The organism is Xanthomonas sp. NCPPB 1132, assembly GCF_056629235.1.
Genome location: NZ_CM152819.1, coordinates 531,378 through 557,003, shown reverse-complemented (window position 1 = coordinate 557,003; position 25,626 = coordinate 531,378). Strand labels below are relative to the sequence as shown.

Here is a 25,626-nt window from a genome sequence, read left to right as displayed (position 1 = left end):
TCACGGGCCGGCGCGCTGTGCCCCAGTGCTACCAGGCTCAATGAAGCCAGCCACAGTCTGCAGCCGAAGCAGTCGGCTCCAGCGCATAGACTGCCCGCTCCTCGCGCACCGCGTTGGATGCAACGTCGTGTAGCGGCTGGCGTTCGATTTTCTCCACCAGCGCACGCATTGCGTTCGCTGCCTCGCAGAGCGCCTCGCCCGCTTGCGGCAGCGCTTGGCCGGCATGCTCGCTGCCGTCGGCAGCCGTCAGAACCTGGGCATGGGCCAAGACGGTACCGGCCAGCAGCGAGAGGTGGTGGAGTTGTTCCAGCGTGACTCGGAACGCAGCGCCGCCGGTGTCAGACCCGAGCGCGGCAGCGGCATGCCGAGCGTATTGCACGGTGTCGGTCCGTTGCGCGGGATAGGACAGCGCGCCCAGCACCAGATCCACTTGCTCGGCCAACAGTTCCAGACAGAGCGCCAGCTCGCCCATGCGCACCTTGGGTTCGGCGGCGCGCTCCTCGGCCTGCGTGCGTGGCTGTGCCAGCCGGACCAGGAAGCGCACGTGATCGCGCAGCTTCGCCAGCCTGAACTGGCTGTCCTCCGGCAGGAAATAGCCGGGCATGTCGTCGTCGTCCAAACGGTCGTGCGCCATCGTTGCCTCCTCGTTCCATGAAGGGGTCCGGCCGCCACGCATGGCGGACGGGAAGTCGGGAGGTTCGAAACCGTACATAGTCGGCGGGCGTATTTCCCCGAAGGGTATTGTATTAGCCGCCCTCCCGACGCAGGCATCGCGTCGGCTTGCGCCCGAGCTTCGGGCACAAAAAACCCACCGGTTTGTCGGAGGTGGGTACCGCTATGTACGGAGTTTCGACGCTCCTTGAAGAGGAGAGTGCTACTGCACGCCATGGCGTGTCAATAGCGATTTGTAGACCATGCATTGGGCAATCGGATTGCTCTAGCGCGATGTCAGTGGCTACGGAATACTTGCTGCAGACAGCCTCAGCTGGACGCTCGAAGGTAGAGACATGGCGAACGCAATGGAAGAAGTGCCCGCTACGCCTGCCAGGCATTCCGAAGATCGTGCGGCAGCCAACGCGCTCAGCTTTCCTTGGCTCGCCGCGGTGATGAACCACTACTCGCAAGTGACCGAGCAGAACCGCGCTGGCCCAGTGGAGCGGTGGAGTTTCATCATTGGCTTGTTGGGCGCGGGGTTTGGCATGTTGTTCGGCACTGTGCTGGATGGCAAGGCCGGGTTGGTGTGTGCGGCAGTGGGAGTCTCCATCGAACTTATTGGCTTTGCAGTAGCCGCCATTTTGCAGGTCAAACGTGAGCTACCGGGCGTTAGACAACCCTACGCGACTCATGCAGAGCAGATGGAGCAGGAGTTTTTCCAGTACCAAGACATCGTCACGGCACTACGCGCGTTTCCGCTTGAGCAGCGCCGCCAACGCGAAACCTTCATGCGTGACCGCCGGACGAACATGCATGAGCGGCTGGGCTTGTTCACCGGCGGAATGGAGAAGCTCGGGATCATGCCGGTGCTGCTCGCCCTCTATCTGCAGTTCAAGGACTGGCACTGGGGCGACTGGAGCGTCCTGAGCAAGATCACGATCATGCAGAGCGTTCTCGCGTTCCTGCTGCTGTTCGCTTACGCGCTTTCCTGGCATCTGATCCGATTGCGCGTTCGCGTGCAGACATACGAGCAACTGCTTGCTGAAGCGAACCGGCAAGACACTGCCGCAAGTGGTTGAGCACGCGTCACCGCGTAAAGAACCACTCCGTGAACTCCTCGGCGACGTCGGGCGTGAGCTCGAGGACGGCCTCCGCGACCGCGTGCTGCCCCTTCGCCACGGCGACGGCCGCTAGAGCGCAGGCAAGAAAGTCCGGGTCCCAAGCGCGAGAGGAAGTAGCCGCGACCAGTGAGGGGAGTTGAGCGAGGGAGTGAAGGTAAGCAGCCCGAAGATCCTCGGGGATCTCGGTCTGGCTTTTCGCGCGACAGATCTCGACCCAGGCAGGGAACTGGAAGTATCCGTAATCCGCCTTGTCAGGTGCCCATGCCAATGCATGGACGACATGCGGGACGGCCGCGAAGGAAGCCGAATAGACGTCGCCTTGATGCGCAAGCGCGCTCCACAAGGTGAACCATGGCTCCGATCCATCCACGGATGAGGGCACCGTTTGTAGCTGACTCAACAACGCGGGGATGTCGCTCGCCGGGCCATACGCGTGCTGCAGCTCGCACCAGCGCGGATTTTCGAGACTGAGCAAAAGTGCTCCTCCAGTACTCAATTAACTAAGCTTTGAAGAAGTTTAGAACAGTAGCGAAAAGTGCACTTTGAGCCCTTTTTATACACAAACAAGGTGCCGACCCAATTGCCCCCCCTTTCCAAGCCGTTACATGGCCGGCGCGCTGGCTGGCATCTGGTCCCAGCGACGACCATCAAGCTCGCGGCCGTTGGCCTTCTTTGACCGCCGCACGCCGTCGGCTCCATGAGCACCCCACTGCTTGAAAAAGAAGCTAACGCCCGCTGCCCTGCACTGCTCACGGATGTTCCGCGCCCATTCCAGACGCATTGGCCTAGCGCCATGACCCGACTCGCCGCCAACGATGACCCATGCGATGCCAGTCAAGTCCAATTCTCCCAAGTCCTCCAGCAGTGGCTCGGCCGACAGGAACCGCGTCGAAGCAGGGACATTGCGCAGATGATTGATACGCGGGACACCATGGCGGCGGTTCTCAACCGAAGTACCCAGCCAAATGTGCGCAGGCAACGCTCTGCCCTGCAGGTACTCCGCCATGCGCTCCGGCCGTTTGGTCAGCACTTGAAACGTATGCCAGTCAGCAACGGACATCGTGGTGAACACATGGTCGATGAAGGCATCCGGCACTTTCGGGTGGAAAAGGTCACTCATCGAGTTTACAAAGTAGACTGTGGGCTTCTTCCGCTCCAAGGGCTCCGACAGCTTCTCCGTCCGAAGCCGAATTTTTTTGAATCCGTGCTCGTAGCCTGGTACGCCCATCGCCTGTAAGCGCCGAGCCATAACCTCCGCATAGCAGTGCTTGCACCCGGCAGACACCTTAGTGCACCCAATAATTGGGTTCCAAGTCGCCTCAGTCCATTCAATTCGCGAGCCGGACGCCATAGGTCACCTCAGAAACCAAAATCGTTCTGCACCATGCCACCGCGCAGGGTGCTCCAAATGTTCGCACCCAATGGGTGTTTGCTTGCCAGCACTAGCCGATAGATCTCGCGCTGACCAGTGTTGCGGATAGCTTTCGCATGCGGTGACACATGGTAACCAACACCACGTATCAGCGACACCCAATGCTCAAAGAATCGCTGACGGATTACGCTCTTACCGTGGCTTCCAAGGCACACATCCCGCCAGCCGGGCGCCACTTTATCGAAGCTAGGCCACAGGTCCGCACGACTGACCAGATTCCGTGTCATGTCAAGCGAGGCAAAGTGGATCATCAGATCAATCCGCCCGAGCCGCGACAACGATTGGATCACCGAGAACGGCAACGCGTGCAGAGCATACGGATCCAGGTATGCCAGGTGTAAGCCCTTCCGCGGCAACTTAGACGCGATCCGTTGCACTACCTCTTCCGCGGTCCCAACATGTTCGTCGACGGGTGTGGAATACAACACTCCGAGACGCGCCTTGCATGCGGAAACGTTTGCCGACGACACATCGCCGATGAAGATCCGACTGAACGGAAACGCACAGCGGCCCTGCACTGACGCTTCCATTGCAGCCAGTGTGCCACCAGGAACCACAGCATCTCCTGGACCTCTTATCCGAGAGCGGCCGGGACCGCAATACAGATCCAGCAGACACGGCTCTCCCCGCATTTTTCCGCGTGCCATCCGGGATGCACGGACGTATCCTTGCAGGAGTTCGTGTTTGTCTTTGACCCACGATCCCACTACTTCCTGCGGATATCCATCCTTGCCCGATTCGTACTCCATCTAGCACCCCCAATCTTATCCCGTCTACATCCTGACTGCCTACAATTAGGCATACACCCAGCAACTACACATTCCTTCGGCGCCATTCGGCCGCACCTGCTTCCTCAGTGACGGCTAGACCAAAAATAAGGCACTTTCACGCCGTAAGCACAGATGCTGGATGCCTGATAAACCTACCGAAACTGCCCAATCTCGGGGACAGCAATTGTCGCCCCCTACAAGGGTAAACTCGGAGCATATAGATCAAATTCTGCCCCGTCACTTATCTGGTTTAGCAGGAGACCCTACATCCGGATGCTGCACGACATCTTCGTCTTTTACAAACAGCCTAGGCTGCCCCTTGGACGCCAGAGAATTATTTGACGCAAGCTCAGCGTCTCCACTCGCAAAAATATTATTCTGGAGAGATCGGATCCGAGAGAACACAGCTCGATCAACATCAGAGTAATCGAGCAGCGCACCGAGCATCGATTTAGCAGACACGCCAAGCCCATCAAAACCAATAAAATCTGGAGAATAGCAAGCCGCCTCGAACTCCTTAGCCACCGCAAAAAGTTGATCACTTTTGATCAATCGCGTAGCTTGATCTGCGATAACTTCTGCAGGAATCTTATCCAGATCGGATTTGAGAGATCTCTCCACGGCTTGAGCAGCCGCATGACCACCAGGGCTGTATTTAGCTATCAGGGCAAGCGCTAAATGGAGACTGTTTTTTCCCTCTTCAGAAGCAAGCGCTCCCATCCTAATTGCGTTCATTACCATTGTACGACGCTCTTCAAGCGGCTTCAGTGCACTTTGAACGCTTACATAGTCAAGGCTTACACAAAGCACAGATGCAGCCAAATATGCTAGCCGCACGGCTAAACATGCCTGCTCAGAATCTGGCCTTGACTTTACAGCAAGGTCTGCCAAATTCGAAAAAGCCTCCAATGATCTTACAGACGACTTATCTCCGAACCCCTCTGCCAGTGCAGATAAGATGTCTGATCTAGCATCTTGCAAACGCCTCGTCATGGCTGAGGCCTCAACAACTCTTATCTTCTCCAGCAATTGCTCATCAGAAAGTCGAAAAACATCATTTAATGACTGGCTATCCTGTATCCGCTGGATGTCATTCCCATCAATAAGATGCAGATCAAGGTGCCTCGCGAGGCGCTGCAATGCTGGGCGCTTATCCGTTGTTGCAATGTAAGCCCCATCTACGGTGAGTGCTCTCGCAAGCCCGGCAGTCCAAAGAATTCGCTCTACAGCTTTTGGTCGCTGCTTGTACTTAATGTCGCAAATTTGTACTCGCCGCGAGGATCCAGTTGGCCTCTCATAAAGCCAAAGATCGACGTCCGTAGCATCATCTTCTGCAAGTCTAAATGGCACTCCTCGAACCACGTAGAAACCAGATTTCAAGAAATAATTCCGAAGCACCTCTTCAAGAACCGCCCCTTTATTGCCCTTATTTTTTGCATTCATCGTAATGCCCTGCCCCCGCGCACCGCCTCTAGAACGTCACGAGTCTTTTGCCTACTCATCCCATTCTGCCGTTTTCGCACCGATATTCTGCTATCTTCCGGACCAACATAGGAAGACATAGGCGCACTCGCCAATTCAGCGATTGCCACTTCATTTGCGTTCCCTTGGGTCAACACTTGCAGAGCAAGCTCTCCGACTTCACGCTTTATAAGCTTAAGATAAAATCGCCCGGGCCTCGATGAATCTTGCCTTGTTTTTACCACACGAGCGATTTCCAACACGCGATAATCTTCACCAATAGATGTCGTAGGGCCAACCTCAAATCCAGCAATAAGCTTACGTAGGAGAGCGGGCAACGCCTGGATACGCCCCTGTCCAGCTTGGCGAGATGTCATACCATACACCAATGCAGCGACCAATGATTTTGCCATATCGAAGCAATCATCGATCAAAGGATCAACAAACTTATGAAAAGATGATGGCGAAGTAACATATATGTGGCTACCCTCTTCGTTATTAACCTCATTTAGATCAAACAGCCCTGCCGCGATGATTTTCTCAAAAAGAGCTCGCCCAAGAACTTGCTCAACCTCCTTGACGCCAAGGCAGCCCACCGCTTGTAGTTTCGCCTGCACTTCGCCGAGCAGACGCTGTTCACCTTGACTAAGAGAGCCTAGTACGCGCGCGGCCTTCTCGACCGACCCACGCCTAAACAAATTTCCATTAAAAAGCAATGTATCATTCCTATCGCCTTCGTGGTCGACGAAGCCTATATCCATTGCGCGGTTAATGAAATCAGAAACCTGGGCACTACTTAGCCGATGGACATCACCGATCTTTTCCTCAATTTCGTTTCTCCTAACCGGAGATTCCGAGGCCATCTCTGCCAAGGCGATCGCGGCGTCTTCATATACAGACGGATCCGCCGCTTTATATATCTCCGCTGCATGCCCCAAAGCAGCTCTCGTCGTAATACCAAACATAACCACGGAATTTTCGGTGCGCTGAAGAAGCTTCTTTCGCTCTAAAAGATCAAGCAAACCGGCTAACTCATGTCGTGGATTCAATCCAGATGCGGTTGCAATGCCTTTAACTTCTGACATAGGAATTTCCGCATCTTCCGCCTGACTAAATTTAGCCAAGAGCGTAGAAGCCTTTGCGGCCTCGTCGATAGCAGGAAATTCCGCCGCGCCGTTTGCATCAAGCACCAACTTCCTTCCATGGTGCACAATCCAAGCACCAGTTGTTTCCTTATCTTTGAGCATCTAGCTCTCCTTGAGATAGCTCAGTTCAAAAATATAAATCAACCCAACTAGATTTCCTTCTATCCAATAAAGCCCAGGCTGACTTCACTTTTCCGCACTAAGATTACTACTTGATCGTCCAAACAATATTCTTGCCAGCAACCTTTTTCCTTTGGCAGCGCCGCAATCGCGCTGCGCAGCGCGATCCGAAGACGACGGATAGCCAATAACTATTCGCCTCTTCAGACTTACACGCTTAAGGATTATTTGCACAGAATCCACTGATGGTGACATGAGTCACATCATTACTCTGCCTGCAGGCCACTGTCACGCGGCCACGGTAGACAAGATGATGGAATGATATTTTCCGCGACTACTGCCAACTTGCCTGCCAACCTCTGTCCCTGAGTTTGTTGCAGCAAGTTGCGAATTTTCTTGGCATGTTCGCGATCCTTGCGAACGCAGGCCGTCCAGCGGAAGAGCGATCTCTTCCGCTGCGGCGCGCGCTCCCGCGTGGCGGGAGAGCGGCAGATACTACTACTTGGGTCGATTAAACCCCAACCGGATTAGCCTTCTCCGGATCGATCTTGTACTGCTTGATCGCCCGAGCCACATCCTTCCCGGTCATCTTCCCATCCTTCGCCAACGCCGCAATGGCGGCATGCGCGATGTAGTACCGATCGACCTCGAAGAACCGGCGCAGGTTGGCGCGGGTATCCGAACGACCGAAGCCGTCCGTACCGAGTACCGTATACCCCATCGGCACGAAGGCGCGGATCTGGTCGGCGAAGGCGCGCACGTAGTCGGTGGCGGCGATGGCCGGGCCCTGGCGGCCTTCCAGCAGCTGGGTGACGAACGGCTTGCGCTGTTCGCCTTCCGGGTGCAGGCGGTTCCAGCGCTCGGCGTCGAAGCCGTCGCGGCGCAGTTCGTTGAAGCTGGGGCAGGACCAGATGTCGGCGGTGACGCCGAAGTCCTTGTCCAGTAGTTCCGCTGCGGCGATGGCTTCGCGCAGGATGGTGCCCGAACCCAGCAGCTGCACGCGCAGTTCGCCCTTCTTGGGCTTGCCGGCGTCCTTGAGCAGGTACATGCCCTTGATGATGCCGTCTTCCGCGCCCGCCGGCATTTCCGGGTGGGCGTAGTTCTCGTTCATCAGGGTGATGTAGTAGTACTCGTCCACCTGCTCCTGCATCATCCGCTGGATGCCGTACTGCATGACCACGGTGACTTCGTAGCCGAAGGTGGGGTCGTAGCTGCGCACGTTGGGGATGGAGCCGGCGATGACCTGGCTGAAGCCGTCTTCGTGCTGCAGGCCTTCACCGTTCAGGGTGGTGCGGCCGGCGGTGCCGCCGAGCAGGAAGCCGCGGGTGCGCATGTCCGCCGCCTGCCAGGCGATGTCGCCCACGCGCTGGAAGCCGAACATGGAGTAGTAGATGTAGAACGGCAGCATCGGCACGTTGCTGACCGAGTAGCTGGTGCCAGCGGCCATCCACGAGGAGATCGCGCCCGGCTCGCTGATGCCCTGCTGCAGCACCTGGCCGGACTGGTCCTCGCGGTAGAACATCAGCTGGTCGGCGTCCACCGGCTTGTACTTCTGGCCGAACGGGGCGTAGATGCCGATCTGCCGGAACATGCCTTCCATGCCGAAGGTGCGGGCTTCGTCGGCCACGATCGGCACGATGCGCGGGCCCAGTTCCTTGTCGCGCAGGGCGATGTTGAGGCTCTGCACGAAGGCCATGGTGGTGGAGTAGGTGCGCTCGCCACTGTCCTTGAGCAGGCGCTCGAACTTGTCCAGGCCCGGGGCCGGGATGGACAGGTCGGCCTTGCGGCGGCGCTGCGGCAGGTAGCCGCCCATCGCGGCGCGACGCTCCTGCAGGTACTGCACTTCCGGCGAGTCCGGGCCGGGGTGGTAGAACGGCACCTGCTCGGCATCGGCCAGCTGCTTGTCGCTGAGCGGGATGTTGAAGCGGTCGCGGAACGCGCGCACGGCGTCGTCGTCCAGCTTCTTGGTCTGGTGGGTGGGGTTCAGCGCCTCGCCGGCCGAGCCCATGCCGTAGCCCTTGACGGTCTTGGCCAGGATCACGGTGGGCATGCCCTTGGTGTTCACCGCCTGGTGGTAGGCGGCGTAGACCTTGTGCGGATCGTGGCCGCCGCGGTTCAGGCGCCAGATGTCGTCGTCGGACAGGCCGGCGACCATGGCCGCGGTCTCCGGGTACTTGCCGAAGAAGTTGGCGCGGGTATAGGCGCCGCCGAAGGCCTTGCAGTTCTGGTACTCGCCGTCGACGGTTTCCATCATCAGCTTCTTGAGGACGCCGTTGGTGTCCTTGGCCAGCAGGGCGTCCCAGTAGCCGCCCCACAGCAGCTTGATGACGTTCCAGCCGCCGCCGCGGAACACGCCTTCCAGCTCCTGGATGATCTTGCCGTTGCCGCGCACCGGGCCGTCCAGACGCTGCAGGTTGCAGTTGACCACGAAGATCAGGTTGTCCAGGCCTTCGCGGCCGGCCAGGGCGATGGCGCCCAGGGTCTCGGGCTCGTCGCTCTCGCCGTCGCCGATGAAGCACCACACCTTGCGGTCGGACTTCTCGATCAGGCCGCGGTGCTCCAGGTACTTCATGAACTGCGCCTGGTAGATGGCGCTGAGCGGGCCCAGGCCCATCGACACGGTGGGGGTCTGCCAGAAGTCCGGCATCAGCCACGGGTGCGGATAGGAGGAGATGCCCTGCCCGTCCACTTCCATGCGGAAGTTGTTGAGCTGGTCTTCGCTGATGCGGCCTTCCAGGAAGGCGCGGGCGTAGATGCCGGGGGAGCTGTGGCCCTGGATGTACAGCAGGTCGCCGGGGTGCTTGTCCGAGGGCGCGCGCCAGAAGTGGTTGAAGCCCACGTCGTACAGGGTGGCGCTGGAGGCGAAGGAGGCGATGTGGCCGCCCAGGTCGCCCGGCTTGCGGTTGGCGCGGACCACGGTGGCCATGGCGTTCCAGCGGATGATCGAGCGGATCTTCCACTCGATGGCCGCATCGCCCGGGCTCTTGGCCTCGTTGGCGGGGGCGATGGTGTTGACGTACTCGGTGGTCGGCGAGAACGGCAGGTAGGCGCCGGAACGACGGGTCAGCTCGACCATGTCCTCCAGCAGCTGATGCGCGCGCTCGGGGCCTGCGACATCGATGACGGCCTTGAGCGATTCGATCCACTCCTGGGTCTCAGTGGGGTTCGGATCGTTCTGCAGCACCTCGTTCAACCAGTTCATAACGCTCCCGTAGGTCGCACGCACGCGCGCGATGGCATGTGTTTTCTCGAAGCCTGCAAGTGTAGCGCAACCGCCTCGCAGGACCTCGTACGCCAGCGTATGGAACGGACTGTCACATTGGCCCGGGACACGCGGCGGGACAGCCGCCGCGGCCGCTGCGCCGGGCGGCCGCGGCTGCGCTTATGATCGGGCTCCAGGCCCCCGTGGAGCGCCGCCATCGCCCTTGCCTCGTCAGCGCAGGACGCCTCCGCGGTCGCCTGGCGGCACAGCCTGCGCACGCGCCTGCTGCTGTGGGGCAGCCTGCTGCAGGTGGCGCTGCTGCTGGGCCTGGCCCTGCTGTTCTACGTGGGCGCGCGCGAGGTGATGGTGCGCAACGCCCGCGAGGAGGTGGCCGGGCTGACCCAGCAGACCGCGCGCAGCCTGGACGCCACGCTGGGTTCGGTGCAGGTGAGCGGGCGCACCCTGGCCGCCGCCGCGGCAGGGCTGGGCCGGCAACCGTTCAACCTGCGCAACCTGCTGCAGGCCACGCTGCAGGGCGACCCGGACATCGCCGGCGCCCTGCTGGTGATCGAGCCCGGCGCACTGAAGGACGACGGCCGCGGTTTCGCCTGGCACCTGCGGCGCACCGCTACCGGGGTGCTGGAGCAGCCGGTGGAGGCGCTGGGCTTCGACGCGCGCAGCATGCCCTGGTACCGGCGCACCCTGGCCGCGCCGGCGCCGTGGTGGTCCGAGCCGTACAGCGATGCCGGCAGCGGCGGTGCCTTCCTCACTACCTACAACCTGCCGCTGCGCCTGCCCGGCGACGGGCCGCAGGCGCCGGCGATCGGCATGGTGAGCGTGGACGTGCCGCTGCAGCGCCTGCAGGCCATCGTCGCCGAGCTGCCGGCCAACAGCGGGCTGCAGCCGATGCTGTTGTCGCCGGACGGGCTGTTCGTGCTGCATCCGGACCCGGCGCTGCGCTTCCGCCGCACCCTGGAGGCGCACGTGGCACGGGCGCGGCCGGACCTGTCGCCGCTGGCGCAGGCGGCCGACACCCACACCGCGGTGCGCTTCGAGCACACCGCGCCGGACGGCACCCGTTACCTCACCCAGAGCGCGGCGGTGGGCGACACCGGCTGGACCTTCGCGCTGAGCGTGTCGGAGGACTACATCCTGGCCGGGCTGGACCGCATCGTGCTGTGGGGCGCGCTGGCCGGTGCCGCCGCGCTGGCGCTGTGGCTGTGGCTGCTGCACCGCTACACGGTGCGACTGGTGCGGCCGATCGAGGATCTGACCGACTCGGCGCTGCACTTCAGCCAGGGCGCGTTCGACTACCCGCTGCGGCATGTGCAGCGCGCGGACGAAGTGGGGGTGATGGCGCGCGCCTTCGACAGCGCGCGCGGGTCGATCAAGCGCCAACTGGAGGAGATCGCCACGCTGGCGCAGGCGCGGCAACGCATGCAGAGCGAGCTGTCGATCGCGCGCGACATCCAGCAGGCGATGCTGCCGGGCGGGCGCACCTTCGACAGCGCCCACAAGCACTTGGAGACCTATGCGCTGCTGGAACCGGCGGAGATGGTGGGCGGCGATTTCTACCAGTTCTTCGAGACCGAGCCGGGGCTGCTGTGGTTCGTGGTCGGCGACGTGTCCGACAAGGGCGTGCCGGCGGCGCTGTTCATGGCGCGGGCGATGACGGTGCTGGAGATCGCCGCGCGCCGGCACACGCGCCCGGACGCGATCCTGATCGCGGCCTCGCAGCGACTGGTGGAAGGCAATGAGCCGTGCATGTTCGCCACCGTGCTGTGCGGGCTGATCGACGTGCACAGCGGCGATTACTGGCTGTCCAGCGCCGGCCACGAGCCGCCGCTGCTGCTCGACGCCGACGGCCGCGCAGAGCTGCTGCCGCTGGAATCCGGCCCGCCGTTGGGGCTGGAACCGCAATCGCGCTACCCGGTGGTGCATGGGCGCCTGGCCGCCGGCGCCACCCTGCTCAGCTACACCGACGGCATCACCGAGGCGATGGATGCGCAGGACCGGCCCTATGGCGAGGCGCGGCTGCTGGCGGCGCTGCAGCCCGGCGCCGACGCGCAGGCGCAGTGCGCCGCGGTACTGGCCGACGTGCAGGCATTCACCGCACCGGCACCGCAGTCCGACGACATTACGCTCCTGGCGATCCGGCTGCGCCAGGATCCGGCACGGGAGGCGACGCGATGATGCTGCGATGGCAGATGGAACCGGCAATCGACGCACTGGCGCAGTTGAGCGACAGCGTGGAGGCGGCGCTGCGGCGCCACGGCGTGAGCGGCGAGCAGGTCAGCCGCACCCGGCTGATCGTCGAGGAACTGGCCTGCAACACCCTGGAACACGGCCACCTGCGCCGCGCCCCGCTGCCGGTGGACGTGATCGTGCACCTGCAGCCCGACGCGCTGGTGCTGGAGTTCCACGACAGCGGCCCGGCCTTCGACCCGCGCGATGCGCCGGTGCCGGACCTGGACGCGGACATCACCGAACGCCCGATCGGCGGCCTCGGCCTGCACCTGGTGCAGCAACTGGCCGACCGCCTGGACTACCGCCACGACGCCGGCCGTAATGTGGTGCGCATCGTGTTGCTGCAACCTGCCGATCCCCCTCTTCAGGAGTCGCCCGCATGACCACGTTGAGCCTGCAGATCGACCCGGCGCAGGACAAGCGCCAACGCCTCACCCTGAGCGGGCGGCTGGACACGCACACCTACCAAGCCCTCGACGAGGCGCTGGCGCCGCTGCTGGCCACGCCGATCACCACGTTGGTGCTGGACCTGTCGCACCTGGACTACATCAGCAGCGCCGGCATCCGCTCGATCTTCAAGGCGCGCAAGGTGCTGGCCGCGCGCGAGGGGCGGGTGCTGGTGGTCAATCCGCAACCGCAGATCCGCAAGGTGTTCGACGTGGTCAAGGCGGTGCCATTGAACGAGATCTTCACCTCGGTGCAGGAACTGGACGAGTACCTGGACGAGATGCAGCGGCGGGTGTTGGAGCAGGAACAGGGCGGATAAGCCTGCGTCGCCGTGCGCCCAACCCGCCGCGCCGTTCGCGTTCCCGTAGGAGCGGCTTCAGCCGCGACAGGCGTCACCGATAACGCCCGTCGCGGCTGAAGCCGCTCCTACAGGGATGCGCTGGGCATCCTTGTGGGAGGGACTTCAGTCCCGACGACGGAGGGTGTCAGTCAGCGTACGGCTTCGCGCGTCGCGGCTGCATGGCAGTTGATTCCCACACGGGCCACCCTGGCCGATGCAACCCGGACAGCTCACGCCCGCAGAACTCCAACGCGCACCGAACGCACGCGCAGGACGCAAACGCGCGCTGTCGCCCTGACTGAACCAAACCCACCGCGCTCCAGCGCCCACCCTGTCTGGCGCTTGCCGACCACACAACTTCGATATATCGTTTCCGCACCAGATTCGACATATCGAAATGCCACGACCCCACGCCCCCGGCCCGCACCCCGCGCACCGCCTGTTCGAAGACGAGCGGGCCGGGCGCGGCCGTGGCGCGCGCGGACCGCGCCCGCTCGGCCACGGCGACCTGCGGCTGTTGCTGCTGGCGATGATCGAGACCCAGCCACGCCACGGCTACGAGCTGATCCGCGCGGTCGCCGAGCTGTTCCATGGCCTGTACACGCCCAGCGCCGGCACGGTCTACCCAACCCTGGCGCAGCTGGAAGCGCAGGGCCTGGTGCAGGCCGATGCCGACGCCACCCGCAAGCGCTATGCGATCACCGCGGCCGGCCAGGCCTTCGTGCGCGCCGAGCGCGCGCAGGTGGAGGCGGCGCTGCAGCGCACCCACCACAGTGCGCGGGCGCTGGTGCGCGCCAACGTGCCCGCCCCCGTGCGCGAGGCGATGCATCGCATCAAGCACGGCCTGCTGGCGCGGCACGGGCGCTGGGACCCGGACGAGATCGAACGCGTCGCCGCGCTGTTGCATGCCGCCGCCGATGGCATGGATGGCAGCGCCTACTGATTCCCTTCCAGCCAGCGCGCGGGTGCTTGTGAGGTTTCGCCCCGCGTCGCCCGCCAATCCCCTCCCCCACTTTCCGAGGATTCCCATGGCGACCCACGAACACCGCCTGCTGCGCCACCCGCTGCGCCTGCGTCATCTGCAGGTGCTGCGCACGCAACCGCTGACCCCGCACATGCGCCGCATCGTCGTCGGCGGCCCCGAACTGGACGGCTTCGTCAGCGCGGGGCCGGACGACCACGTCAAGCTGTTCTTCCCCAATCCCGAGGGCGCGTTCGTGCTGCCGACGATGACCGAGCACGGCCCGGTGTATCCGGCCGACGCGCTGCCCTCGCCCGCCCGCGACTACACCCCGCGCCACTACGACGCCGACGCCCAGGAACTGACCCTGGACTTCGTGCTGCACGGCGACGGCCCGGCCTGCCGCTGGGCGGCGCAGGCCGACCCGGGCGATGCGCTGGTGGTCGGCGGGCCGCGCGGCTCGTTCGTCGCTGCCGACGATTTCGACGCCTATGTGCTGATCGGCGACGAAACCGCACTGCCGGCGATCGGCCGCTGGCTGGAAACCCTGCCGGCCGACGCGGAAGTGGACGCGCTGATCGAGATTCCCGGCTACGCCGACCGGCAGACGCTGGATTGCGACGCCGAGTTGCGCGTCACCTGGCTGGAGCGCAATGGCGTGGACGCACGCAGCAGCCAGCTGCTGGAAGGCGCGCTGCGCGACTTCGATCCGCCCGATGGCGATGCGTTCTACTGGATCGCCTGCGAATCGGCACGCGCGCGGATGATGCGCAAGTTCGTCGAAGGCCACCTGGGCGTACCCAAGGAGTGGATTCGCGCGACCGGGTATTGGAAGGCGGGTGGGGACGCGGTCGAAGACTAAGCGCGTTTCATAACGGCAGGAAGCACACGCGTAGGAGCGTCGGCGCCAGATCACGGCAACGCGACGCAACAGCCCCTCTCCCACCGGGAGAGGGGTTGGGGTGAGGGTAAGGACGCGCGCCTGGCGCTTCAGGCGCATGCAGCTTCGCCCAGGCCATCACGGTAAGGCCATCGCGGCTGAAGCCGCTCCTACGTGCACCATTCGGCCCTGGTGGGGTCGCCGCGCGCAGTTTCATTGCACGGCACACAGCGAGTCCGAAAACGCAAACGCCCGCCGAATGGCGGGCGTTTGCGTTGCGGCGAACGACGGCGCACGAAGCGCCGTCGCCGCGGCGGCACGCAGGCTTACTTGGCCGCGTTCAAGGTCGCTTCGGTGGTGATGCGGATCTTCACCTCGTCGCTGACGTTCGGCACATAGGCGCCCAGGCCGAAGTCGCTGCGCTTGATCGTGGTGGTGGCGTCGAAACCCAGCGCCGGCACTTTCTTCATCGGGTGCGGACCGGCACCGTTGAGGGTCACCGCCAGCACCACCGGCTTGGTCGTGCCCTTGATGGTCAGGTCGCCGGCAACGGTCAGTTTGTTGCCGCCGGCCGAGGTCACCTTGGTGCTCTTGAAGGTGGCGGTCGGGAACTTGGCGGCGTCGAAGAAGTCGCCGCTCTTCAGGTGCTCGTCGAACTTGGCGGTGAAGCTGTTGAGACCGGACAGCGGCAGGGTCACGTTGACGCTGGACTTGCTCACGTCCTGCGCGTTGTAGACCAGGGTGCCGTCAACGTCGCCGAAGTGCGCGGACGGGTTGGAGAAGCCGAAGTGGCTCCACTGCACCAGCACGTCGGTGTGGGCCGGGTCGAGGGTGTAGGTGCCGGAGACGCCCTTGGCAGCGGCAGCGGCGGCGGCCGGCGCGGCGAAGGCGCTGGTGGCGGGCTGGGCGACGACGACGGCCAGGGCCATGGCGAGCGGGAGCAGCAGTTTGCGGGTCTTGGTCATGGTGGAACTCCTTGGAAGGGTAATGGGACGAAACTGCGGCAGGCGCGGGCCTGCGGTGGGACAGGGAAACGGAACGCGCGCGCTCACTCGATGCGCGCGGCCTCGTCGAAACTCAGCCGCGGCAGGCGCGGGAACAGGCCGCTGGGGTCGCCGTAGCCGAGATTGACCAGGAAGTTGGATTTGATCGCAGTGCCTGCGAAGAACGCGGCATCGACCTTGGCGTTGTCGAAGCCGGACATGGGACCGGCATCCAGGCCCAGCGCACGCGCGGCCAGGATCAGGTAGGCGCCCTGCAGCGAGCCGTTGCGGAACGCGCCTTCGCTGCGGCCTTCGCGCGGGCCGTCGAACCAGCTCTTGGCGTCGGTGTGCGGGAACAGATACGGCAGCTTCTCGTGGAAGTCTTCGTCGTGGGCGACGATCACCGTAACCGGCGCGGCCAGGGTCTTGGCCAGGTTGCCTTCGGACAGCGCCGGCTTGAGCTTTTCCTTGGCCTGCGGCGAGGTGACGAAGACGAAGCGCGCCGGGCTGCCGTTGGCCGCGGTCGGCCCCCACTTCACCAGGTCGTAGAGGGCGCGCAGGGTGGCTTCGTCGACCGGCTTGTCCAGGAACGCGTTCTGGGTGCGCGCGGTGCGGAACAACTGGTCGAGGGCGGCGTCGTGCAAGGCGTCGGACATGGAGGAAGTTCCTTGATCGAGGGAAGCGCCAGGATGCCGGTGGGGCCGTCCCGATGCGAGGCGGCCAGTGTAGAGTGGCGCGATTGTCGCAACACCCGGCCGCGATGCAACGGATTACTACCAAACGTGAAACGATCGGACGCGACCTGGGCGATTAGCGATGGCCGCGCCGGCAACGCCCGCCAGGCCGAGGCGCTGGCCGCCGCGTTGGCGCTTCCGACCGCGGCACCGATCCAGGCGCAGGTGTTGCAGCCGCACATGCCGTGGCGCTGGTTGGCGCCTCGCATGCTGCCAAGCGCGCAGCATGCGTACGGTGCGACGTTCGCCGCAGCATGGCGGCAACCGCCGCCGCTCGCCGTGGGCTGCGGCCGCCAGGCGGCGCTGGCGACGCGGCTGCTGCGCGCGCGCGGCAGCAAGGTGGTGCAGATCCTGGATCCGCGGCTGGATCCGCGGCACTGGGACATCGTGGTGGTGCCGGAACACGATCGCCTGCGCGGCCCCAACGTGCTGACCCTGCTCGGCAGCCTGCATCCGATCGACGACGCCTGGCTGGCCGCAGGACGCGCCGCGTTTCCTGCGCTGGGCGCATTGCCTTCGCCGCGCATCGGTTTGTTGGTGGGTGGCCCGTCCGGGCTGGCACCGTGGAGCGAAGCGCAGGCACACACCGCCTTCGCCGACATCGCCGCGCAGTTGCGCACGCATGGCGGCAGCATTCTCGCCAGCGCATCGCGTCGCACGCCGCCCGCGGTGGCCGCGGCCTTGCGCCGTACGTTCGCCGACGTACCGGGCATGGTGTGGTGCGGCGCGGACGATGGCGCCAATCCCTACGCCGGCCTGCTCGGCTGGGCCGAGCGCCTCGCCTGCACGCCGGATTCGGTGAACCTGCTCTCGGAAGCCTGCGCCACGCGCGTGCCGGTGCAGGTGCTGATACCGGAGACGGCGCGCGACCGCGCCCTGGCGTTCCATCGCGCCTTGCAGGCGCGCGGGCGGCTGCTCCCGGCAGAGAATGCCGGTGACGCACCCGCCACCGGCATTGAACCGCTGCGCGAAACCGCGCGGGTGGCCGCGCTGATCCGCAACTGCCTGGCGCTGGCCTGATCGGCCGCCGCGCCGGCGTCGCTGCCACGACGCCGGCACGGCAACCGGGCCCAACGCTTTACATCACGCTGTGCGTCAGGGATTGCTCGGCGAGCGCGGCACGCCGGCCGGCGCCGCATCCAGCGCGCCGATCAGCAACCGCACCACCGGCGTGCCCACGCCGACCGTGTAGTTGTACTTGCCCTTGATCGGCTGGTTGTTGTCGACCACGCCGTTGTAGCCGGGGATGCCGCGATGCAGCGCCTCCGGGCCATTGGCGGCCAGGCGATACAGGTAGTCGTTGAGATTGCCCTGGCGGCCCTGCTTCTCCACCAGCAGCGCGACCGCGCTGGCGAACTCCGGTGCGGCGACGCTGGTGCCGATCACCGCCGAGAGGTTGCCCTTGAAGTAGGTGGCCACCGAGCTATCGCCGTCGCGGCAGGGCTGGGTCGCGATCGCCGGGCAGCCGCCGACCAGCATGCCGATGTCCGGCAGCGCGCGCATGGACGTGCGCGTGCCGCCGAGCGCGCGCAACTGGTAGGCCGGACGCTGGAACAGCGTGCTGACGCCGCCGCCGGCGCCCCAGTAGCCGCCGGCCAGGTTCGCGCCGATGCCGTAGTAGTCGGCGGTCTCCAGCGGATCGCCGTAGGCGCTTTCGCTCTTGTAGCCCGACTCCAGGCTGCCCTTCTTGTAAGCGGTGAGCAGGTTGCCGCCGCCGACCGCGGTCACGTTCGGGCTGGCCGCCGGGTGTTCGACACCGGGAATGAAGTGGCCGTCCTTGCCGTCGACCAGGTACTGCGTGTCGGCGCAGCCCAGGCCGGCGTTGTCGCCGCTGGAGGCGACGAAGGTGATGCCCTGCGCATTGCCCTGCTTGAACACCGCTTCGTAGGGACGCAGCAGCGGGGTGAAATCCTTGCCGCCGTTGTAGGCCGCGGTGTAGTACAGCTCGCAGACGCCGAACGAGGCGCTGACCACGTCGGCCTGATTGTCCTGCACGATCTGCCGGTAGCCGGCCAGCACGGAGGCGTCGCTCAGGTCGGGGATCACGTACAGCAGCACGTGCGCACCGGGCGCGCCGCCGAGCGCCATCTGCACATCGAGCGCGGCCTCGCCGCCCGCGGCGTCGTTGCCGTCCTGCAGGCCCGGCTTGGCGCCGGCCACGTAGTGGCGCGCGTACAGGGCCGGGTCGGCGTGGTTGGCGGCGTAGCGGCTGAAGTTCTCGTGGTCGAACATCGCCTTGATGTCCGAGTCCAGCACGTCGCTGCTGATCAGGATGGCGATGGTGCTGCCGGTGCCATCGAGCCGGCGTTGCCCGCCCGCCGCGCCGGTGGTGGCCTGGTAGGACGGATAGCCGTAGGCCTGCTTGAGGTCGTTGTACCAGTAGGTGGTACCGCCGGCGCCGTAGCGGTTGGATGGATTCTTGACGGCCGACCGCTGCCAGTTGACGTGCATCGCCGGCGCGCCGCGGGTCAGGCCGGTCACCGTCGCCCCGGTGTCGCGCAGCGCGGCCGGCAACTGCAACGGCGCGGCCGCGGCGAGGCGGGCCTGGGTCCCCTGCTGCACCTCGGCGGTCAACGGCACCGCGAACAGCCGCTCGACGTTGTCCGCGCTCGCGCTGACATGCAGGGTGGCGCCCTGCTCGACGACGTTCATGTGCGCGGCCTGCAACGCGGCGCGTACCTGCGCGATCTGCGCCGGTGCCGGCGCGAAGCGGCGCTGGAACTCGGCCGGCGTCAGCCAGTGGTGGTACTGCGGCGAGACCGGATCCTGGATGTCGGCCAGCAGGGCGTCCAACCCGGCCTGGTCGCGCAACGGCAGGTGCACGTAGAAGGTGACCGGCGCGCTGCGCAGGGTGGCGGTCATCGCCGCGATGGAGGCGTCGGGCGCAGCATTAGCGGTGCCGAGCGCGCACAGCAGGGAAGCGGACAACACGGCAGCCAGCAACGGCCGACGGCGGATGCGATCAAGCATGGGCGTCTCTCCGGGGGTAGAGCGAGTGGGACGAGGCCGTGGCGGCCTCGCGGTGGGAAATCGATGGCCCCTCTTCCCTCGGGAGAGAGGTTGGAGTGCGGGTGTGAAGCGCGAAGTGCGTGTGTGGTTCGTTGCTGCGAGGCTGCGCCCGGACCCTCATCCGCCCCTGCGGGGCACCTTCTCCCGAGGGGAGAAGGGAGAAGCCGTACCGGGAGAGGGGTTGGGGTGAGGGTACGGCGCGCGAAGCGCATGCGTGATGCATTGCTGGCGAGGGTGCGCCCAACCCTCATCCGCCCCTGCGGGGCACCTTCTCCCGGGGGGAGAAGGGAGAAGCCGTGGCTCCTCTCCCACCGGGAGAGGGGTTGGGATGAGGGTACGGCGCGCGAGGCGCACGCGTGGTTTGTGCTGCGAGGCTTCGCCCGTACCCTCATCCGCCCCTGCGGGGCACCTTCTCCCGAGGGGAGAAGGGAGAAGCCGTGGCCCCTCTCCCGCCGGGAGAGGGGTTGGGGTGAGGGTACGGCGCGCGAAGCGCCCGCGCTGCCATCTCCATGCAAGGACCCAGCGCGGCACGAAGACGGCGATCCGATCGATGCGAGTGCACTGTGCTTCCTGCTCATGTCTGCACGCATCGGCATGCCACCGGGCCTGGACGAGGCGTGATGATTGAGGAGGATTGCGCCACAAAACCTTGACGGCGCGCGCCGTTTTTTACTTTGTAAACAGGCCATTTCAGCGCGTTGCCGACACATGCGCGTACATGTGTTCTCTACCCGCGATTCGTGGCACTTGATGTCACGGTGTAATGCTTTGATGTCGATGCACTCGCATGTGGCCGCCGCGATGACGGAGCCGATCGCGCGGCCGTCGACGCACCACCAGTACTCCCAATCACGGTGGCGCTCGTCCATGCCGCGCATGACCACCACTACACATCTGCACCCGCGCCACGACGCACGCCACCGTGCCGTTGCATGACAAACGCAACGCCACTGACGCCAACCTGCAACGTCGCTGTCGCATCGTCTGCGCACTTCCTTTACGAATCCTCCCGCGCATGCCTCTCCATTCCCTGCTGAGCACGGCGATCCTCGCCGCCCTGTTGTCGCCCTTCGCCGCCATCGCCGCAGAACCCGCCGCCGATGGCGCCGCGGCCGACGTGCAGCAACTCGATGCGGTGTCGGTGATCGGCCAGGGCGAAACCCGCCAGGTGCAGCGCATCACCAGCCAGGACGTGGCGGTGCTGCCGCCGGGCACCAGCATCCAGAAGCTGCTCAACCGCATTCCCGGCGTCAACGTGCAGTCCAACGACGCCTTCGGCGCCAACGAGGAATCGCAGACCATCAGCCTGCGCGGCTTCAACGGCGTGCGCCTGGGCTACACCCTCGACGGCCTGCCGCTGGGCGACAACGCCTACGGCAACTACAACGGCCTCAACATCAGTCGCGCGCTGATCGCCGAGAACTTCGGCGGCGTGGAGCTGGCCTCGGGCATCGGCAGCCTGGGCACCGCCTCCACCAGCAACCTCGGCGGCACGGTGCAGTACTACTCCGACGATCCGTCCACCGAAGTCGGCGTGCGCCTGGCGCAGACCGTCGGTTCGGACAACAACCGCCGCACCTTCCTGCGCCTGGATACCGGGGAGCACAACGGCTTCTCCGCCTATCTGTCCGGCATCTACGCCGACGCCGACATGTGGGCCAAGCCGGAATCGCCGACCCACACCGCACAGTTCAACGGCAAGGGCGTGTACCAGTTCGAGGGCGGCAAGATCACCGCCTTCGTCGACACCTCGCGCACCTCGCAGGCCGACTACGCCTACCTGTCCAAGAACGGCCTGCACCGCGGCCTGGGCTGGGACTGGAACCTGTACGCGCCGGACTGGCAGCGCGCGCTGGCCGCGGCCTACTGCGCGCCGGCCACGCGCAACCCCAGCCGCTGCGGCTACAGCGGCGGCGTGGACAACATCGACGACGCCTACTACCAGAGCCGCGCGCTGCGCAACGACGACCTGTATTACCTGGCCGGCGACTTCCAGCCGTCCGACGCGGTGAGCGTGCACACCCAGGTCTACCACCACGAGAACGAAGGCCAGGGCCACTGGTGGTCGCCGGGCCAGCCGTCCTACCCGGGCACGCCGCAGGCGCTGCCGATCTCGATCCGCAGCACCAACTACACCATCAACCGCACCGGCGGCATCGCCTCGCTGGGCTGGGACATCGGCCCGCACCACCTGGAAGCGGGCGTGTGGTACGAGCGCAACAAGCACCACGTGGAGCGCAACTTCTACTGGATCGACGGCCCGATCGACGACGACCTCTTCCTCAGCAACCCGAACCGCCGGCTGTTCTCGCAGGACTACGTCATCACCACCAAGCAGGCCTATGTGCAGGGCACCTTCAAGTTGCTCGACGAGCGCCTGACCCTGGACATCGGCGCCAAGAGCCCGCACACCACGATGACCGCGCGCGAGACGCCCGGGATTGCGGTGGAGTCGCCGGTGGCCAACGGCGAACTGAAGGCCAGCAAGGCGCTGCTGCCGCAGGCCGGCCTGAGCTACCGCCTGGCCGAGGGCCAGGAAGTGTTCGCCTCCTACGCCGAGAACATCGCCGCGTTCCAGGGCGGCGGCGCCGGCGGCCCGCTGCTGGTGACCCAGGCTTCGTTCGATGCCAGCGTCGGTGCGTTGCAGCCGGAGAAGTCCAAGACCTTCGAAGCCGGCTACCGCCTGGTGCGCGACCAGTTCGAGGCCTCGCTGGTCGGCTACGACGTGACCTTCGACAACCGCCTGCTGTCGCTCAACCCGTGCCCGAGCATCCAGCAGGGCACCACCCCGGCGTGCACCACGCGCTTCTTCAACGTTGGTTCGGTGAGCAGCCGCGGCGGCGAGCTGACCTTCATCTGGAAGCCGACCGCGCACCTGCAGTGGTACAACTCGGCCTCGATCAACCGCTCCACCTACGACGACAACTACGTGCAGAACGGCGCGGTCATCCCCACCGCCGGCAAGTACACCGTGGACACGCCCAAGCGCATGTTCGCCAGCGAGCTCAGCTGGACCTGGAACGGCTGGAACGCCAACCTGCGCGGCAAGTACACCGGCCAGCGCTACTACACCTACACCAACGACCAGGGCTTCGGCGGCTACACCTCCTTCGATGCCGGCGCCGGCTACGATTTCGGGGCGGTGTCGTTCCTGCGGGACCTGAAGCTGTCGTTGAACGTCACCAACCTCACCGACAAGCGCTACGCCTCCAACCTCACCGCCTTCAGCAACAGCGACCCCAACGGCCGCTCGCTGGCCTTCCACGCCAGCGCGCCGCGGCAGGCGTTCCTGACCCTGGACGCGCGCTTCTGAGCGCGTCCATCCTGTTCGCCCACCGCCAAACCGGAACGCATGCGATGATCCGATCCACCTCCTGGTTGTTGGGATGCGCGATGGCCGTGTTGGCGATCACCGCGGCGGCCGCACCGGCCGCCGCTCCGGACGAGCACAAGCCGCTGGTGATCGGCCACCGCGGCGCCAGCGCGCTGCGCCCCGAACACACCCTGGCGTCCTACGCCAAGGCCATCGCCGACGGCGCCGATTTCATCGAGCCGGACCTGGTCTCGACCAAGGACGGGGTGCTGGTGGCGCGCCACGAGAACGAGATCGGCGGCACCACCGACGTGGCCGCGCATCCGGAGTTCGCCGCGCGCAAGACCGTCAAGCAGATCGATGGGCAGCGCGTGGAAGGCTGGTTCACCGAAGACTTCACCCTGGCCGAGCTGAAGACCCTGCGCGCGCGCGAGCGCCTGCCGCAACTGCGCGGCACCGCCTTCGACGGGCAGTTCCAGGTGCCGACCATGGACGAGATCATCGACTTCACCGCGGCCGAGTCGGCCACGCGCGGGCGGCCGATCGGGCTGATTCCCGAGATCAAGCACGGCACCTACTTCCGCGGGCTCGGCCTGGCGATGGAAGACAAGCTGGTGGCCACCCTCGACGCGCACGCCTACACGCGCAAGGCGCCGGTGGTGATCCAGTCGTTCGAGATCGGCAACCTGGAATATCTGCACGGCAAGTTGGGCAGCACCCATCCGAACGTGCGCCTGGTGCAGCTGCTGGGCGATCCCAAGGACCGCCCGGGCGACCAGTTGCGCGACGGCCCGACCTACGCGCAGATGGGCAGCGCGCAGGGCCTGCGCGCGATCGCCAAGTACGCGCAACTGGTCAGCCCCAATCTGCGCGCGATCGTGCCGGTGAGCGCCGACGGCGCCCTGGCCGCGCCCACGTCGTTCGTTGCCGATGCGCATGCGGCGGGCCTGCAGGTGATTCCGTACACGTTCCGGCCCGAGAACTATTTCCTGCCCAAGCAGCTTCAGGACGCGCGCGGCCCGGCTGCGGTGAATGCGGCCGGCAGCATCACCGAAATGCGCGCACTGCTCGACGCCGGCATCGATGGCTTCTTCACCGACGACCCGGCCGTGGGCCGTGCGGCGGTGGATGGGATGGCGCTGCCGCGGTGAAGCCGAGAATGGGGAATGGGGAATCGCAAAAGCGGTCCCCAGCGGAGTTTCATTTGTAGGAGCGGCTTCAGCCGCGATGGAGCCGGGATTGGATAATAGGGAATGGGGAATCGCAAAAGCGGTCCCAAGCGCGGAGTTTCATTTGTAGGAGCGGCTTCAGCCGCGATGCGTGGAGCTCGGAAGCACAGTGTGAAGCGGACGCTTCATCGGGTCGGGACTGAAGTCCCTCCCACAGTGCAGCCCTCCGACAATGTCGGTACCGCAAGGGCGGGAGCGGCTTCAGCCGCGACAGGACGTTTCCGATCTCGCGTGGTCGCGGCTGAAGCCGCTCCTACGAAGAGCGGGTCCGCGTCCGCGGCATTGGTCATCGCGCGTCCGGGCCGCGATAATGCGCGCCCGCCGCCCCTGCCCCGATCGCCGTGCCGTCCGTTGCCGCTCCCTCGCCCACTTTCGCCGCGCTGACCCCGCGCGCGCTGCTGCTGTCCGTGCTGGCGATGGGCGCGGTGGTGCTGCTGTCGAACGTGCTGGTGCAGTTCCCGATCAACGATTGGTTGACCTGGGGCGCCTTCAGCTATCCGCTGGCGTTCCTGGTCAGCAACCTGATCAACCGCCGCTTCGGCCCGCGCGCGGCGCGGCGGGTGGCCTGGTGCGGGTTCGCGCTGGCGGTGCTGCTGTCGATCTGGATCGCCACCCCGCGCATCGCCGCGGCCTCGTGCCTGGCCTTCATCGCCGCGCAACTGCTGGACATCACCGTGTTCGACCGGCTGCGCCGCGGCCGCTGGTGGCGCGCGCCGATCGTCGCCACCACCTGCAGCGCGACGCTGGACACCACGATCTTCTGGTCAATCGCCTTCGCCGGCTCGACGCTGCCGTGGCTGAGCTGGGCTGCCGGCGACCTGGCGGTGAAGCTGGGCATCGGCGTGTGCCTGCTGGCGCCGTTCCGTGCGCTGCTGTGGCGGATGGCGCCGGCGCGCTAGCGGCGGACAGGCGGGCGGCGCCGGCTTCACAAACGACTGCGGCCAACGTTGAATGGTGATCGGCGGCGCGCCTCCCGTGCGCCGCGCCTGCGACGAGACCACGCCCATGCCGCACGACGTCACTCCCGCCCTCGCGCTGAGCGCGCTCAACGCCACTTTGGCGCAACTGCAGCCGGCCGGTACGGCGCTGGCCACGCTGACCACGCCCACGGTGTCCTGCCCGGAGTGGTCCTGCAACACCTTCGCCCCGCTGATGCTGGAGATGGTGCTGCTGCGTCGTGACCGGCCCCTGCGCACCCGGCTGTACCTGGCGGACGCGGCGCTGCCGACCTTCGGCGACGGCGACTTCGTCAACCTCGTGCTGCTGGGCGATCCGTCGCAGTTGATCCACAACTTCAACATCCTGGTGGCCGGCGAGCGGGTTTACCTGTTCCAGGCCTACCTCGAGCAGGTCGTGGACGTGGTGCGGGTGTTCGAGTCAGTGACCTTCCATGCGCTGTGGCACGACCTGTGCGCCGGCCGCGCCGGCCTATGGAAGCGCGCCTACCAGGGGCTGTTCGGGGTGGATCCCGACCAGGTGGTGGACACTGATCCCGACGCGGTCTGGTTCCAGACTCAGTACGTCAGCGTGTAGCAATCGCGCCACCGCGGCACGGAACGGCGTGCCGGTGCCCATCGC

The 25,626-nt window shown here is 65.2% G+C and carries 21 protein-coding genes; 11 read left to right on the top strand and 10 right to left on the bottom strand.

The genetic code is table 11. The features are described 5' to 3' along the window. Positions 1–37 precede the first annotated feature (37 nt). A complete protein-coding gene (locus AC1G9L_RS02425) occupies positions 38–634 on the bottom strand; it encodes an XAC0095 family protein (protein ID WP_019799092.1) in 597 nt (198 codons plus the stop codon). 373 nt (positions 635–1,007) lie between these two features. Here AC1G9L_RS02425 and AC1G9L_RS02420 point away from each other — a divergent pair, with 373 nt between their 5' ends. Beyond that, the gene (locus AC1G9L_RS02420; RefSeq protein WP_481070208.1) at positions 1,008–1,733 is read left to right on the top strand and encodes a hypothetical protein; all 726 of its coding nucleotides are present in this window, start codon (positions 1,008–1,010) and stop codon (positions 1,731–1,733) included. Positions 1,734–1,740: 7 nt separating this feature from the next. On the opposite strand, the gene AC1G9L_RS02415 is transcribed toward AC1G9L_RS02420, so the two are convergent. From AC1G9L_RS02415 to aceE, 6 genes are all read right to left on the bottom strand, one after another. After that, positions 1,741–2,250, bottom strand: coding sequence for a hypothetical protein (locus AC1G9L_RS02415; protein WP_019799275.1), 510 nt, complete (start codon positions 2,248–2,250; stop codon positions 1,741–1,743). A gap of 126 nt (positions 2,251–2,376) precedes the next feature. Then, complete coding sequence (locus AC1G9L_RS02410) at positions 2,377–3,126, bottom strand: DUF5131 family protein (protein ID WP_019799276.1); 750 nt, start codon at positions 3,124–3,126, stop codon at positions 2,377–2,379. A gap of 8 nt (positions 3,127–3,134) precedes the next feature. Beyond that, entirely contained in the window at positions 3,135–3,956 is an 822-nt protein-coding gene (gene tcmP, locus AC1G9L_RS02405) for a three-Cys-motif partner protein TcmP (protein WP_319019892.1), read from the bottom strand. Positions 3,957–4,214: 258 nt separating this feature from the next. Continuing rightward, positions 4,215–5,420 (bottom strand): hypothetical protein, encoded by a 1,206-nt coding sequence (locus AC1G9L_RS02400; protein WP_481070207.1) that lies wholly within the window; start codon positions 5,418–5,420, stop codon positions 4,215–4,217. Continuing rightward, a complete protein-coding gene (locus tag AC1G9L_RS02395) occupies positions 5,417–6,685 on the bottom strand; it encodes a hypothetical protein (protein ID WP_267082157.1) in 1,269 nt (422 codons plus the stop codon). The genes AC1G9L_RS02400 and AC1G9L_RS02395 overlap by 4 nt, the downstream gene beginning before the upstream one ends. A 529-nt stretch (positions 6,686–7,214) precedes the next feature. Beyond that, the gene (gene aceE / locus AC1G9L_RS02390; RefSeq protein WP_019799277.1) at positions 7,215–9,905 is read right to left on the bottom strand and encodes a pyruvate dehydrogenase (acetyl-transferring), homodimeric type; all 2,691 of its coding nucleotides are present in this window, start codon (positions 9,903–9,905) and stop codon (positions 7,215–7,217) included. A 216-nt stretch (positions 9,906–10,121) separates the two neighbouring features. On the opposite strand from aceE, the gene AC1G9L_RS02385 reads away from it, so the two are divergent. From AC1G9L_RS02385 to AC1G9L_RS02365, 5 genes are all read left to right on the top strand, one after another. Further along, a complete protein-coding gene (locus AC1G9L_RS02385) occupies positions 10,122–12,098 on the top strand; it encodes a SpoIIE family protein phosphatase (RefSeq protein ID WP_481070990.1) in 1,977 nt (658 codons plus the stop codon). Continuing rightward, positions 12,095–12,535 (top strand): ATP-binding protein, encoded by a 441-nt coding sequence (locus AC1G9L_RS02380; protein WP_019801581.1) that lies wholly within the window; start codon positions 12,095–12,097, stop codon positions 12,533–12,535. The genes AC1G9L_RS02385 and AC1G9L_RS02380 overlap by 4 nt, the downstream gene beginning before the upstream one ends. Further along, a complete protein-coding gene (locus tag AC1G9L_RS02375) occupies positions 12,532–12,918 on the top strand; it encodes an anti-sigma factor antagonist (RefSeq protein ID WP_019801582.1) in 387 nt (128 codons plus the stop codon). Before AC1G9L_RS02380 ends, AC1G9L_RS02375 begins: the two co-directional genes overlap by 4 nt. A gap of 418 nt (positions 12,919–13,336) precedes the next feature. Further along, complete coding sequence (locus AC1G9L_RS02370; protein ID WP_481070206.1) at positions 13,337–13,882, top strand: PadR family transcriptional regulator; 546 nt, start codon at positions 13,337–13,339, stop codon at positions 13,880–13,882. Positions 13,883–13,967: 85 nt separating this feature from the next. Next, positions 13,968–14,762, top strand: coding sequence for a siderophore-interacting protein (locus tag AC1G9L_RS02365; protein ID WP_019800746.1), 795 nt, complete (start codon positions 13,968–13,970; stop codon positions 14,760–14,762). A gap of 344 nt (positions 14,763–15,106) precedes the next feature. Here AC1G9L_RS02365 and AC1G9L_RS02360 read toward each other — a convergent pair whose 3' ends face one another. Further along, the gene (locus tag AC1G9L_RS02360; protein WP_010343091.1) at positions 15,107–15,745 is read right to left on the bottom strand and encodes a YceI family protein; all 639 of its coding nucleotides are present in this window, start codon (positions 15,743–15,745) and stop codon (positions 15,107–15,109) included. A gap of 83 nt (positions 15,746–15,828) precedes the next feature. Continuing rightward, positions 15,829–16,419 (bottom strand): malonic semialdehyde reductase, encoded by a 591-nt coding sequence (locus tag AC1G9L_RS02355; RefSeq protein ID WP_010343089.1) that lies wholly within the window; start codon positions 16,417–16,419, stop codon positions 15,829–15,831. Positions 16,420–16,545: 126 nt separating this feature from the next. Between AC1G9L_RS02355 and AC1G9L_RS02350 the strand changes: the two genes are divergently transcribed. Further along, positions 16,546–17,517, top strand: coding sequence for a mitochondrial fission ELM1 family protein (locus AC1G9L_RS02350; RefSeq protein WP_481070205.1), 972 nt, complete (start codon positions 16,546–16,548; stop codon positions 17,515–17,517). 75 nt (positions 17,518–17,592) lie between these two features. Here AC1G9L_RS02350 and AC1G9L_RS02345 read toward each other — a convergent pair whose 3' ends face one another. Further along, a complete protein-coding gene (locus AC1G9L_RS02345) occupies positions 17,593–19,467 on the bottom strand; it encodes a S53 family peptidase (RefSeq protein WP_481070204.1) in 1,875 nt (624 codons plus the stop codon). Between the two features lie 1,054 nt (positions 19,468–20,521). On the opposite strand from AC1G9L_RS02345, the gene AC1G9L_RS02340 reads away from it, so the two are divergent. The 4 genes from AC1G9L_RS02340 (at position 20,522) to AC1G9L_RS02325 (ending at position 25,581) form a co-directional block, all read left to right on the top strand. Then, positions 20,522–22,819, top strand: a complete 2,298-nt coding sequence (locus AC1G9L_RS02340) for a TonB-dependent receptor domain-containing protein (protein WP_019799595.1) — start codon at positions 20,522–20,524, stop codon at positions 22,817–22,819. A gap of 80 nt (positions 22,820–22,899) precedes the next feature. Continuing rightward, the gene (locus AC1G9L_RS02335; protein ID WP_019799594.1) at positions 22,900–23,970 is read left to right on the top strand and encodes a glycerophosphodiester phosphodiesterase family protein; all 1,071 of its coding nucleotides are present in this window, start codon (positions 22,900–22,902) and stop codon (positions 23,968–23,970) included. Positions 23,971–24,389: 419 nt separating this feature from the next. Then, a complete protein-coding gene (locus AC1G9L_RS02330) occupies positions 24,390–24,947 on the top strand; it encodes a queuosine precursor transporter (RefSeq protein WP_019799593.1) in 558 nt (185 codons plus the stop codon). A 106-nt stretch (positions 24,948–25,053) separates the two neighbouring features. After that, complete coding sequence (locus AC1G9L_RS02325; RefSeq protein WP_481070203.1) at positions 25,054–25,581, top strand: hypothetical protein; 528 nt, start codon at positions 25,054–25,056, stop codon at positions 25,579–25,581. The last annotated feature ends 45 nt before the right edge of the window (positions 25,582–25,626 follow it).